This is a genomic window from Lysinibacillus sphaericus (genome assembly GCF_001629735.1).
GTDB classification, from domain to species: Bacteria; Bacillota; Bacilli; order Bacillales_A; family Planococcaceae; genus Lysinibacillus; species Lysinibacillus pinottii.
In genome coordinates, this window is the sequence record NZ_CP015224.1 from 1,558,130 (window position 1) to 1,570,674 (window position 12,545).

Below are 12,545 nucleotides of genomic sequence, written 5' to 3' on the forward strand. Positions count from 1 at the left end.
TGCAATTCATATTTCATCGCGATAAATATCAATATCGTATTCTGAGTCGGTGTCATAAGCAAATTTAATAAGTTTTTGATTTATAAAAAGACCGGAAGTTTCAGGAAAAACAAGGATCACTGCTATTTTACATTGTAACTTATATTTCTTTTTAAAGTGATTGATAATGTTTACCTTATTCGTGAAAATATCTATTAGTTCATTTATTTGTAAAGTAGGATCACTTGTTCGTTGATCATCTATTTCGTAAGTCCACGATGAAGTATAACTTTCGTGTTGTGTTTTTCCGATTGTATAGAGTGCACCTTTTGTACGTGTTTCTGTTGGTGTTATTGCTATTTTTTGTGTGAATTCATCTAGTGGAAAATTATCTCCAAATACACAAAAATAAGACCTTATATTAGTTGTTGGCTTTTCCATTCTTTCTCCCTTCTTGAGGAATTAATTAAACGCCATCATGAATAAAATTTAAAATACAATTACAGTACTCTCTCAACCATGGGCTACTGTTTGTTATTTAGCAATGCTCATGCTCAAACCTGAGCCACTTGTAATTTGCAAAGACACGCGATTAAAGTAACGACTATTTATATAAAAAGTAAACCTTCTAAACTTTGAATGTTTAAAAGGTTTTTTTCATGTTTTGCTATCAATATTTGGAGATAGCCATTTTATATATACCGTGCATGTGCTCGAAGATATTTTTCTACGTCATTATACAACCCTGATTGATTTGCGTATTTAACATAATTTTTTGCTGTACGAAGCCAATCTAATGTAGAAGGCTGAAGTTCATGTAGTGCCCTTACTAAGTCATCGGTAGTAATGGGTCTTTCATTACCTGAAAGTAATATTTCTTCTAGCACATACTCAGTAGCTAATTCCACTACATTAGCTATATCAGCACCTGAGAAAAATGGCGTTTTGGCTGCTAATACGGCTGTATCAACATTTTCAACAAATCTTCCCTTTAATTTCAAATTAAAAATTTGCTCTCTTGCTTTTTCATCTGGTGGCGCTACAAAGATGAGCCGGTCAAATCTACCAGGTCTTTTTAGAGCGCTATCAACATCCCATGGTGTATTGGTAGCAGCCATTACCAGAACCTCATCATTGTTTGTATCCACACCTTCCATCTCGGTTAGAAACGTATCGATTATGCCACGAACATGGGAGGACGTTTGTGAACGACTCATGCCAATAGTATCTACTTCATCAAAAAACATAATGCTAGGCTTTTGGAAGCGAGCCTTATCGAATATGGCTTTTAAATTCTGTTCACTTACTCCTATATAAGGGTCTAAGATATCTGTAATATGAACGGGATAAAAATTAGCCTTACATTCTCCCGCTGTCGCTTTAGCGATATAGGTTTTCCCACAGCCAGGAGGTCCATAAAGAAGAACGCCACCCCCAACTTTTTTACGGAACTTTGCAAACAATCCCTTGTTATAAAATGGACTAATAATACGTAAGTTGATCGTTTTCTTTAAATCCTCAAGACCAGCAACATCCGCAAAAGTTACTATTTCCTCGATTTTTTTTATAGCCTTTTTAGGTGCATCCCCATCAATCACCCTAAACTTCGGTTCAAGGTTTTTTACTTTTCTATCGTCTAACTGTATGTCAGGAATGTTATCTTGATTATCCAGTTCCACCTCTGCTACTGTGTCTAGACAACGATCTACGATAGCTAATTCAGCCTTATCTTCATCGTCAATTCCAACGGCGCTAGCATCCTTTGGAGAGTGTTGAATTTGTAAACTAGCCTTTGTTAATTCCTGAATGATGTTATTTCGTAGCTCATCGTCCGAGCAAAAAGAAAGACCCAATGAATAAGTTTGAACCGCTTCAAGCCAACGATGCTGATCAGCTAGTTCTTTGCCAAGCCATAAGTAACCTTGTGGATCATTAGCATTTTGATCTACCATTTGTTGTAACCATTTTATTTTATCCATACTTGTAGCCCCTTAATTTTTTTAATCCCTTTACAAGAGGAATTGATATCCATGTATATAGAGCTAATGCAATATAGCATTTTATAAATAGAACCGCTGCCGTATTAAAATCTAAACCTATTAATGAAAAGTAAATGACCACCCCTATCAGCCAAATGCCAGCAGTACCACCTACAACTTCAACGAGGTGATTAGGTATTAATAGCGGGTGTCCTGACAGTTCAAACTCCTCTAATAATTCATACAATTCTTTATCCTCAGGGTTAAGTAGAAAGGCCTGTCTAAAATATTCTTGTGCTTCTTTTTCTTTGTTATGAAAGGCAGCATGGATTCCCAAGTGTAATAGTTTAGATAATTCACTATCACTTGAATTCATATATTGCTCTAATGCAAGGACTCGTTGTTTTTTAGGGCTATTAATCTCCTCTAATATAAAATAGTTACGCAATACAAAACTATTTTCAGGAGCCATCTCACGTGCTTTAGTAATTAATTGCTTTGCTTTTTTTCGATGCCCCATTTTTTTCATTAGAACTGCATAAGCAGCGTGGTTTTCAGCATCATCTGGATTGGCTCGTAATGCTTCTAGAAAAGCTTCCTCAGCCTCCTTCCAACGCTCCTTTTTCATATAAATAAATCCAAGAAAATAGAAAATTATTTCTTCACTATACCCCAAATGCAAGGCTTCCTTTAATTGCAATTCAGCTCTATTGTAATCTCCCATAAGATAATAACTGTAGCCTAAAATAAACCATAGTCGACTGTTTTCAAGGTGATCAGCTATCACCTCATGAATAAGTTCAATCGTTTGTGCATATTTCCCTATTTGAAAATAGTGTTCTATTACTTCAAATGTTGCCCCTTCATAGTTTTCATTCATTTCAATATCTTCACGTTCAATCATTCTGTAGTAAAGCTCCTTTTTAAAGCGCTAATAGGAATGCTATAGCGATAAATTCGATAAATCCAGAAACAATACATGCTAGAAAGCCTGGCATCCATAAGGACTCAGTTTGTCCACCAACAACTAGATGTTCTTTATAGGGCCTATTTAAAAAGGCGAAAAAAATAAAATAGCCCGCCACTGCAATAATTCGTCCAAAAACCTTTATGTAGTCTTCATCAATCGCTAAGATTCCTTGTCCAATGGCATAAACCATGATTAGTTTTCCTATAATTAGTAAACCACTAAGAATCGTTAGTATTCGGATATATTTTTTTTCAAGCTTTAACCACTTAGCATTTTGCATACCTAATACTACAATGGCAAAAATTCCACCAAAAAAAGCGACGAAAAATAAATTGTTTACAACATAACTTCGTGTTCGATCCTCATTTTCGTTTAGTAAACTAGGTTGATAAATATGTTCCATTATTCCTTAGTTGTCTCCTTTTCAATTTTGTTCCTTCCTTATTTAGGGCTCTTCCATTTTCTTAAGCCTTTTACAATGGGAATAGATATAAAATAATAAAGTGTGAAAAAAATAGAAAAGCGAAGAAGGTGATTGACAAAGTTATCATTGGAAATAAGCTTGTCAAGAAGCAGGCAAAGTATAAGCCACATTATGAATACAAATCCAATGCCGCCTATTCGCTCTACTATACGGTAAGGAAGCAAAAGCGGGTGAGTTTTAATTTCCAATTCCTCTAAGTTCGATAAAATTCTTTTATCCTCAGGTTTTATAAGAAAAGCTTGTCGATAATATTCTTTAGCTTCCTTAAATCGATTATTAAAGGCAGCACTCCAGCCCAGATGAATTAACTTTGCAAACTCACTATCCGCTGAATTCATATAAAGAGCTAGTGCAGTATTGTGCTTTTCCTTTTTTGCAGCCATTTCAGTAAGGGTATAGTGGTATAAAACGGCTGTGCTGTTAGGATCTAATGCTAGAGCTTTTTCTACTAATAAACTGCCTTTTTTTCTATGACCTGTCATTTTCATCAAAATTGCATACGCTGAATAAACATATGCATCATTTGGATTATTATGTAATGCTTCCAAAAAAGATTCTTCTGCTTTTTGCCACTGTTCCGTTGCCATATAGATGCCGCCTAAAAAATAGTAAATGACGCCTTTATCATATCCTAGCTGAAATGCTTTAAGAAATGGCTCAAATGCTTCTTCATATTGACCTATGGAATAATGACTGACAGCTAGCATATACCATAATTCCTTATTTTCCATATCTTCAGCCATCCGTTGCTTCACTAAGGAAATAACATTTGTGTATCTTCCAATCGCAAAATAGTGTTCAATAAGAGCCATAGGTGTATTTTCTTTTTCACTGTTCATGCACATAAATTCCTTCCCTAATTAGCTAGGACACTATTTCTAAGAAAACCATCTATAAAGATGGAAATTAAACAATAGATAATCCCTATCCAGTACAGGGATTTTGTTTCCCCCACAAATACTAAATGTTCTTTATAAGGTCTTTTCAAAATCACCAAAAAGATAAAATAACTTACTCCAGCCAGTAACCGATTGATTAGCAAATCCATTTCAGCGGAAAAAGGAAGGAAAACATAAAAGATTATAGTAGCCGTATGGAGAAATACACTGCTTACTATTAGTAGTCTGATGTAATGCTTCTCTAGTTTAAGGGCGTTGGCATTTATAAACCCAACGATCGTAATGGCAAGTAGACCTCCAATAAAGGCAACGATGACTAAATTATGTATGCTAAAGCTTTTTGTCCTTCTTACTTTCTTACCAGTTAAGCTTGGTGTATAAAGTGAATGCAACTAACCATAAGCCTCCTTCTATTTAGTACCTATCCCATTGACATTTCGTATTATACATTTATTTATCAATAATGGAAACTATTTCTTTAAATGTATAAGCAGATCATTTATTGAAATGCTTTCTGTTAAAATTACTGTTTTCATCGTTGAATGTTAGAAACATCTTCATAATCATTAAATGTTCGTGTTTAATCCAAAATGGACGGTCTCCAGTCGATGGAGAAAGCGCATTTCATAGGTTAAAATACGAATATTTTAAATATGTATTTGATTAATAGTTCGTTTTTATACTTTTTTTGCTTTAAACCTTTTTGGTTATACGTATTTTTCCCATTTATTAGTTCCTTTAAAAAAGTAGTGAAATTTAAAAAACATAAAACTCCTAATACTGGTATGACAAACAACGTATAAATAACATAACGTAAACCCCCTTTTTCATTAAGAATTGCCTCACAAAATAATCAAATAAGCGACGTCTTTAGCTTAATAAAAAACGGTCCCATACCTTTTCATCCACCCAGAAAAAACCTTCGTGCGAACAAGCTGCTAATACACATTGTTCATCTTCATAAAACATTAAATCCTCTGGTAATTCTGGCGTAATCCAACCAAAAAGTGAATCGCTATGCTCCTTCAAGAATTGAGCAGTCGTATCATTTAATAGAAAGTAAAAAACAAAGGCTGTATGCTCGCCAAGCGTTGTTGTCTCCCATTCATTTTGAACCTTTTTTTCGATAAGCAGGTTTTCAATAGGTGCTATTAGCTCATCGACAGCGGCTAAGCGTAATTCTTCATTTTCCATCAATTGTCTGTTCTCAACAAAGGCAAAGCGGCTACATCGTTTCGCTAGTATATCAATAAGCTGATAATAGCGTTGCCCCCTTATATTTTCAGTAATCATCATCAATTTTCTGTTTCCTCCTCGTCCATACTCAAGAGATAGCGCATAATTTCCATTAAACGGCCTTGTAAGCCCTATAAAAAAAGAGCTGCTGGTGCAACTCCATGATTTTGAATGAATTATTTTTCCTACCCTTTGCTTGTCATAACGAAATGGATGCAAAAGCATAAAAGCTTATGTTGATTAATTCCTGCATCCATTCATTCCATTGAGAATGTGTAACGCTGTCATCTCATTTGCAATTATCTATCCAGTTCCTAAATTTTAGACCTACAGGTTTTATCGTTTCTTTATTCGTCGCGATGACCTCACAACCTCTATCATCATAAATAAACAAGATAACATTTTTCGTCAAATTAATAAAAAATACATCTGGATAGCTATAGCCTGTACCAAATTTAGGCTTTAAGTGGAAATCTTCATTACAGGCTGCTTGGATAAGTAATACATAGTGAATATCTTGTTTGCGGCACTTTAAGGAAAATTGTGAAATATAAACATCCTCATCATCCAATACATACGGCAAGGTTTGTTGTTTTAAATGGTATTTTAACTCTTTATTTTTTATATAACGATGATAAACCTTTATGCGCTTTTTCTTACCTTCAGCAGGCTTATACTGATAAACATTTGTCACAAGTAAAATCTCATCTGAATACGAAAAAATTTCGTTGAAAACGGCCAAAGCTTGATGGTATACATCATTAAACATGGCTAGATTTAGACGACCATTATTTTTCCATTGATAAAATCCAGCCCCAAATTCAACGTGAATACCAATATCCCATTGCTGAAAAAGGCTAGGTGTTAACGTGAGTCCAGGAAAAGTCTTATTTAAATATTGTTCTACATCTATCGTCATTCACTCAAATCTTCCTTTAATATAATCTAGCATAAAATTCAAAAAAACTAGGTCACATTTTTATACTCATGATAATACATAGAATACAAATCATTTAATGTCACTTTTCCAAATGCAAAATCCACTACATTTCTCTCCACTAAAAAAGATGTAAGCGAACTTAATAAAGCGGCTTCAGAGCTTGGTAAATGAATTAATGTGATTCCATTTGTAAGAGTTTGAAGTTTGATGTTTGGAAACAGCTCAGACAGTTGTTTTTCAGTTGCACTCTCCATATTGTTCACGCGAATTGTTTTAATATGTGCTTGACTGAAACCTTCTATTATTTCATTGGTATCCACTAGTTTTCCTTCGTTAAACAAGAAAATTCGATCTGCATATTTCTCTAAATTATCGAGTAAATGTGAGGCAATAATAATAACCTTTCCCTCCGCCTTTTTCTCTACTAATATCTTCGAAATAATTTCTACATTATTTGGATCAAGTCCGTTCATCACCTCGTCCATCATCATAATGTCCGTATCCGTCACTATTTGCATAGCAAAGCAAAGGCGCTGGCGCATACCCAGAGAATACGTGCCTGTTTTTTTATTCACATAATGCCCCATATTTAACATTTCAATGGTTTCATCTATAAGTTTTAAATCGGATTGCCACATGGTTGCAAACATTTTTAAATGTTCGCGCCCGCTTAAGTGATTATACAAGTCACTTTGGTCTGGCATCATCGACACAAAACTATGAATTTTTACTTCATTTGATTTATTCGAGTAGCATAGACCATCTTTAAATACTACTTTCCCTTTCATAGGCTTTACATAATTCATCAACACATTCATAAATGTGGATTTTCCTGTTCCATTTGGTGCAACAAGTCCAATCATTTCACCTTGCTCAAATGTCATTGAGATATCATTTAACACTTTATTTTCCGCAAATTGCACAGTAATATTTTGAATGTCAATCACCTGTGTCCCTCCTATTTTATTAGCTTATACCGTCTATTCATAACAATAAGCAGCATGAATAAAATGACGACTACAGCTAAGACTAGTAACAACTGTAATCCTAAATTGAAATCTAAATAATCGTTCATATAATAAAAATTTCGTTGTTTTGATACAATTTGTCCGACTTGAATGTACGAGGTTGGATAAATTTGAATATCCCAAAAGTAGCCAACATATCGGCTGAAATAAAACTTCTCCCCAAAAATAAGGAGTAAGCCGATGGCGACATTCATCATCTCGTTACGGAATAGGATACTGAACAATAATACAACGTTGATGATGACCATAAACCAAGTTAAAAGCAGAATGAGGGTTTGTCCTAAAAACATCCCTAAAGTCATCGGTTCAAATTTACCCTCCTGACGCCAATCGAGATGAGGAGCATACATGGGTGATGGTAAATTGAAATTTCCAAAGCCGGATTGTAAGCCTATAATAATGAACCCAGCAAAAAGTGGTACAAATAATACGAAGCTACCTAGTAGTGCAACGATCATTTTCATCAATAGCTTTTTCCAATCGCTAATAGGAAATCCTTTGATAATAGATGGATGACGGCGATCTTTTGTCACGATATCAATAGCTAAAAGTAGTACACACACAATTAAAATAACAGGTAGTAATCCCTTTAATAAACGCTCTAACGTTTGAAGGGCTGTCCGCTGTTCGAATATGTCCATGGATAATTCATACTTTGCTTCCGCGTACGTATCATAACGGGCTGCCTGCTCTAAATAAGCATAAAAGGCATCATCTTCTGCATAATCATTATTTTTTATAAAATACTTTGAGTTATAGGAGAATGAATCACTTTTGTATGTAATCGCATTCGTAAAGTAGTACCAATCACGAGTTACCTCGGCATATTTTTTTAGGTCCCCCTCCTCTAATGCTTCTAATCTTGCTTTATCTAGTGGATTAATTTGCCCAAATATCTCAACAGCATAAATGATGGCAGGATGTAGACTATATAAGTTGCGACCTTCCATCGAATTTAAAAACTCTTGCCGTGTTAAATAGCGAGCCTCAATTTCTTCATATTCGACTTGCTCAATCGGATCGTATGCGGGTGCTAATTTAAATACATAAAAAAAGGTTGCAAAAGCAAGCAAAAAATAGATGGCTAAGTTTTTCTTATTCGTAAAAAATTGTTTGAATTCAAATTTGAAATAACTCCACATGCTTATGAGTACCTCCCCTATGCCCTTTTGATTTTCCCTGTTGAGAAAAACGTTTTAATAGTGAACAACATTAAAATAATACAGATAAACAAAATAAGTAAGCCAAGATTCATCGTAATCTCAACAGGCTGTGCTAAATCAACTGGTACGCCTCCTAAAATATCATTGAAGTTCATGAAATTAAAAGGATTATAGGGAAATACACTAATTAGTGATGGAAAAATCATCGGTAAAAAGAACAAAATAAAGTGTATAAATAATGTTAAATACATATTTTTCAGTAACACATTTAATATAATCGACAATAGCATGACGAAAATGGAAATGACGAACATATAGCCAAGGCTCATCGCGATATATTGGATAGAAGAGATTAATACAGCATCTCCTACGTATATGCCTACTGGATCTTGTGGGTTACCAAGTCCATTTAATACCCACAATGGACTGGCGCAAATAAAAATGAGTAAAAAGCTTGTGATGATGGTGAACAAAGAAATCATACATTTGGATAAAATATAAGAATCAAAACGAACAGGAAAGCCTTGAATTAAACTAGAATGCTCAAAATCATCTAGCAAAATAGAACTTGTTTGGAAGCTAATAAATATGTACCAGCCTGCACCTACGTAACTAAAGAAAAATAATAAGAAAGGTATGTATTGAAATAAGTCAGTTATTTTATCCCTTCCCGCATCATTCATCCATTTAAAATAAAGATAGTCCATCGAATTTTGTAATTTAGAGGGTAATAATTCTGCGATATCATGGTATCCTTCTAATTGGAATGCCTCTTGTCTTAATTCAGCAAGCTGAAGTGACGCCTCATAATACATGGATTGTCTGTCCATCGTTAATGTGGCTATTTGCAATGCAATCTTACTTTTTTGCTTCGTTAAATTTTTAAATATATCGCTGCCATCACCTGTTTCCGAGGCATCCTTCACCTGAAACTTTGATAGTATGGCCTGTGTTGAATAATAATCACCCTTTTTTTCAATAAGCTGATTACCAACGGCTTGCGCCTTTATATAAAACATAAAGCCAAAAACGATCATGACAACAGCTATTAGTGCAACTAAATTTCGTCGATTCGCTCGCTCTATCACTAGACCTACTTTTAATGCTTTTAACACGGTCATCCTCCTAGCTTCTTCAATGTGAAAGTCTTTAGATTACTATGATAATGCTTTGTGGATATTTTTTCAATTTTTTGTATATTAAAGGTTTAGAATATTACGAATAAAAAGACTAACGATTTTGGAGGAATAGCAAAATAATAATAAGATACTATATAATTTAGTTCCTTTTTAATAACTAAACTATTAAACCATTCAAATTTTCATGTTGCGTATTATTAGCTTTCAATTTTGTATAGTCATTATCAATGCACCGCTTTAAAAATAGTTTTTTCGTTACAGGTACATTCATCACGACAAAAGTAAAAGGACTGCTTTTGACAGTCCTTAAATGATCTACTATTAAAATGGCTTGAATGCCTAGTACCACATATATTTCTGGAACCCTATCTTTTCTACAATAGCCACAGCAGGCTTGTTCATAGCCCTACAATGCGAATAGGCCATCCAATTCTTCTTTAAACATTCTTGAACATCATGGTATGCGAGTTTGAGCAGGTTTTTCTTGGTGAAACTCTATTATTTCGATATCTATGCCATGTTTATTAGCAGCAACAAAGCCTGAAATACACGTTCTACAATGTTATTTATCTCCCACCACTAACATTTATAATTTCACCAAGAATATAATTGGAGGCATCAGAAGTGAGGAAGGCAATTACTTCTGCTATTTCCTCAGGGGTTGCAGGCCGTTTAATAGGTACAGTTGAAGTCATACGCTCGAGACGATTATCGCCAGGAGCAAATTTATTGTGAAAAGGTGTTTCTACCATTCCTGGCGCTACCCCATTTACAATAATCCAATAGTCAATTAGTTCTCGTGACATACCAATCGTCATTGTATTTATCGCTCCTTTAGCAGATGCATAATGAATACTTTCTCCCGCTCCTCCAATTCGTGCAGCCGCCGAAGAGATATTGATAATTTTTCCGGATTTTTTAGGAATCATATACTTTAATACAGCTTGGGAACATAAGAGAACACTAGTAACATTTAAGTTGAACGTTTCTTCCAATAGTCTTTCACTTATATCCATAAATGTACTTTGTTGGATACCTCCTCCAGCGTTATTAACTAAAACATCAATCGCACCAAAGGAGGAAATAGCTTGGTCAACCATTGCATTCACTTCTTCTTTATTCGTAACATCAGCTTGAATGGCCATAGCCTCTCCATCCTTTTCTTGAATACGTTGGACAGCTTCCATGGCCCCATTCACATTTGTATGATAATGAATAATTACTTTAGCGCCTTTAGATGCCATCAGCTCTGCGGTAGCAAGCCCAATACCGGAGCTTGCGCCTGTGATGAGAACAACCTGTCCTAATAAGTTCTGCATAGCTTCTCTCCTAACAAATGTTTACAATAGTTATTCTCCATTTCTATGGTAAACCCTTTTAAAGAAGCTTCGATATACATGTTTAACTATCGCTATTATGTTGGATTGTTGCGGGGATTAAATCCTTGCTTATTCAGTCCATGTCTTGTGAAAAAGATTTTAATTGAAAGGTATCTGAATAGATTTAATTTCAGCTAAAGTTCAAATCTATTAGCTAATCATATAATAAAATGCTTTTCTTAATAAAGAACATGATTAAGTGTAACCAAAAAAATGAATGTACGCTAAAAAGAACGGAAGTCAGTTCCTTTAGCGTGCATTCATTTTACCAATGTGGGTATAAATTTTGGTTACTTATTTTAAAGATTAAACGGCCTGTTCTAACATGGCTTCTAATTCACTTTTGTTAAATTGATACGTTTCATTACAGAAGTGACATTGTGTTTCTGCTTGACCATCTGTTTCAATCATATCTTGGAGTTCTGCGCTTCCTAAGCTAACTAGCACTTTAGTAGAGCGATCTTTTGAGCAAGTACATTGGAATAGTACTTCTTGTGTTTCGAGAATTTTTACATTCCCCTCTCCTACAACCATAGTTAGAATTTCTTCCGGTGTTAGGCCATCACGTACCATTGCTGAAATGGTAGGAATTCTGTCCAAACGCTTTTCAATTTCTTCAATAATTTCTACTGCTGTACCAGGTAATGCTTGAATAATAAAGCCGCCTGCTGCTTGGATTGTATTATCAGGGTTCACGATCACTCCTACCCCCACTGAAGAAGGAATTTGTTCTGACTGTGCTAAATAGTATGTGAAATCTTCCCCTAACTCCCCTGAAATAATAGGTACTTGTCCTACAAAGGGTTGTTGTAGACCAATATTCTTTGAAATCGTTACCATACCATCTGTTCCTACGGCTCTTCTAACATCTAATTTGCCAATACTGTTGAGGGGGAAATGTGTTTGCGGATTCGTAACATATCCTCGTACTTTTCCATTCGCGTTAGCGTCTACAAGGATTGTACCTAAATCGCCTCCACCATTGATTCGAATGGTTAATTTATCTTCATTGTTTAACATAGAACCAAGCATCACGCCGAAAGTCATTGAACGTCCTAACGCTGCTGATGCAGTCGGCCATGTATAGTGACGATGTTGTGCTTCACCTACTGTATCGACTGTCCTTGCTGCTATTATTCGAACCTGTCCGTTATAGGCTAAACCTTTTACTAAATAATCCTTCATTATTATCTCTCTTTTCTTCATTTTATTAAAAGATGAATCTGCATCATACATCATCGCCTTTTTACGCCACAAGCCCAACAATTTGCCCATCGACGATTCAATAATCTAATGATTGTGTTATACATGTCACAAAGACCTCAGTTGCGTATCATGCGAGTGCCGTC

13 protein-coding genes are annotated in these 12,545 nt (G+C 34.9%); all 13 read right to left on the reverse strand.

The features are described from left to right. Positions 1-6: 6 nt before the first annotated feature. Positions 7-420 carry a DUF4279 domain-containing protein gene (locus tag A2J09_RS07575; protein ID WP_012294548.1) on the reverse strand — a complete coding sequence of 138 codons (414 nt, stop codon included), beginning with the start codon at positions 418-420 and terminating at the stop codon, positions 7-9. A 251-nt stretch (positions 421-671) separates the two neighbouring features. Next, positions 672-1,958, reverse strand: coding sequence for an ATP-binding protein (locus tag A2J09_RS07580; RefSeq protein ID WP_012294549.1), 1,287 nt, complete (start codon positions 1,956-1,958; stop codon positions 672-674). Further along, on the reverse strand, positions 1,951-2,862 hold the full coding sequence (locus A2J09_RS07585; RefSeq protein WP_051563246.1) for a tetratricopeptide repeat protein: 912 nt from the start codon (positions 2,860-2,862) through the stop codon (positions 1,951-1,953). The genes A2J09_RS07580 and A2J09_RS07585 overlap by 8 nt, the downstream gene beginning before the upstream one ends. 19 nt (positions 2,863-2,881) lie before the next feature. Next, positions 2,882-3,331, reverse strand: a complete 450-nt coding sequence (locus tag A2J09_RS07590; RefSeq protein WP_012294552.1) for a hypothetical protein — start codon at positions 3,329-3,331, stop codon at positions 2,882-2,884. A 38-nt stretch (positions 3,332-3,369) separates the two neighbouring features. Beyond that, positions 3,370-4,251, reverse strand: coding sequence for a tetratricopeptide repeat protein (locus A2J09_RS07595; RefSeq protein ID WP_012294553.1), 882 nt, complete (start codon positions 4,249-4,251; stop codon positions 3,370-3,372). A gap of 17 nt (positions 4,252-4,268) precedes the next feature. After that, a complete protein-coding gene (locus A2J09_RS07600; RefSeq protein WP_031415973.1) occupies positions 4,269-4,703 on the reverse strand; it encodes a hypothetical protein in 435 nt (144 codons plus the stop codon). A 478-nt stretch (positions 4,704-5,181) separates the two neighbouring features. After that, positions 5,182-5,607 (reverse strand): hypothetical protein, encoded by a 426-nt coding sequence (locus A2J09_RS07605; RefSeq protein WP_012294554.1) that lies wholly within the window; start codon positions 5,605-5,607, stop codon positions 5,182-5,184. 229 nt (positions 5,608-5,836) lie between these two features. After that, positions 5,837-6,466, reverse strand: a complete 630-nt coding sequence (locus A2J09_RS07610) for a DUF3885 domain-containing protein (protein WP_051563248.1) — start codon at positions 6,464-6,466, stop codon at positions 5,837-5,839. Between the two features lie 47 nt (positions 6,467-6,513). Then, positions 6,514-7,434: an ABC transporter ATP-binding protein gene (locus A2J09_RS07615; protein ID WP_012294556.1), complete on the reverse strand. Its 921-nt coding sequence runs from the start codon at positions 7,432-7,434 to the stop codon at positions 6,514-6,516. 11 nt (positions 7,435-7,445) lie between these two features. Continuing rightward, the gene (locus A2J09_RS07620; protein WP_012294557.1) at positions 7,446-8,657 is read right to left on the reverse strand and encodes an ABC transporter permease; all 1,212 of its coding nucleotides are present in this window, start codon (positions 8,655-8,657) and stop codon (positions 7,446-7,448) included. Positions 8,658-8,674: 17 nt separating this feature from the next. Continuing rightward, complete coding sequence (locus A2J09_RS07625; protein WP_012294558.1) at positions 8,675-9,799, reverse strand: ABC transporter; 1,125 nt, start codon at positions 9,797-9,799, stop codon at positions 8,675-8,677. Between the two features lie 584 nt (positions 9,800-10,383). Continuing rightward, positions 10,384-11,136 carry an SDR family NAD(P)-dependent oxidoreductase gene (locus A2J09_RS07630; RefSeq protein ID WP_012294560.1) on the reverse strand — a complete coding sequence of 251 codons (753 nt, stop codon included), beginning with the start codon at positions 11,134-11,136 and terminating at the stop codon, positions 10,384-10,386. A 366-nt stretch (positions 11,137-11,502) separates the two neighbouring features. Continuing rightward, positions 11,503-12,381 (reverse strand): Hsp33 family molecular chaperone HslO, encoded by an 879-nt coding sequence (hslO, locus tag A2J09_RS07635; protein ID WP_036161726.1) that lies wholly within the window; start codon positions 12,379-12,381, stop codon positions 11,503-11,505. Between the last annotated feature and the right edge of the window lie 164 nt (positions 12,382-12,545).

Bases quoted from the DNA above. Each gene is read 5' to 3' on its own strand.
- A2J09_RS07605 (WP_012294554.1), bottom strand. From the start codon at position 5,607: ATGATGATTACTGAAAATATAAGGGGGCAACGCTATTATCAGCTTATT.
- A2J09_RS07610 (WP_051563248.1), bottom strand. From the start codon at position 6,466: ATGACGATAGATGTAGAACAATATTTAAATAAGACTTTTCCTGGACTC.
- A2J09_RS07595 (WP_012294553.1), bottom strand. From the start codon at position 4,251: ATGAACAGTGAAAAAGAAAATACACCTATGGCTCTTATTGAACACTAT.
- A2J09_RS07585 (WP_051563246.1), bottom strand. From the start codon at position 2,862: ATGATTGAACGTGAAGATATTGAAATGAATGAAAACTATGAAGGGGCA.
- A2J09_RS07575 (WP_012294548.1), bottom strand. From the start codon at position 420: ATGGAAAAGCCAACAACTAATATAAGGTCTTATTTTTGTGTATTTGGA.
- A2J09_RS07625 (WP_012294558.1), bottom strand. From the start codon at position 9,799: ATGACCGTGTTAAAAGCATTAAAAGTAGGTCTAGTGATAGAGCGAGCG.
- hslO (WP_036161726.1), bottom strand. From the start codon at position 12,381: ATGAAGGATTATTTAGTAAAAGGTTTAGCCTATAACGGACAGGTTCGA.
- A2J09_RS07620 (WP_012294557.1), bottom strand. From the start codon at position 8,657: ATGTGGAGTTATTTCAAATTTGAATTCAAACAATTTTTTACGAATAAG.
- A2J09_RS07590 (WP_012294552.1), bottom strand. From the start codon at position 3,331: ATGGAACATATTTATCAACCTAGTTTACTAAACGAAAATGAGGATCGA.
- A2J09_RS07630 (WP_012294560.1), bottom strand. From the start codon at position 11,136: ATGCAGAACTTATTAGGACAGGTTGTTCTCATCACAGGCGCAAGCTCC.
- A2J09_RS07580 (WP_012294549.1), bottom strand. From the start codon at position 1,958: ATGGATAAAATAAAATGGTTACAACAAATGGTAGATCAAAATGCTAAT.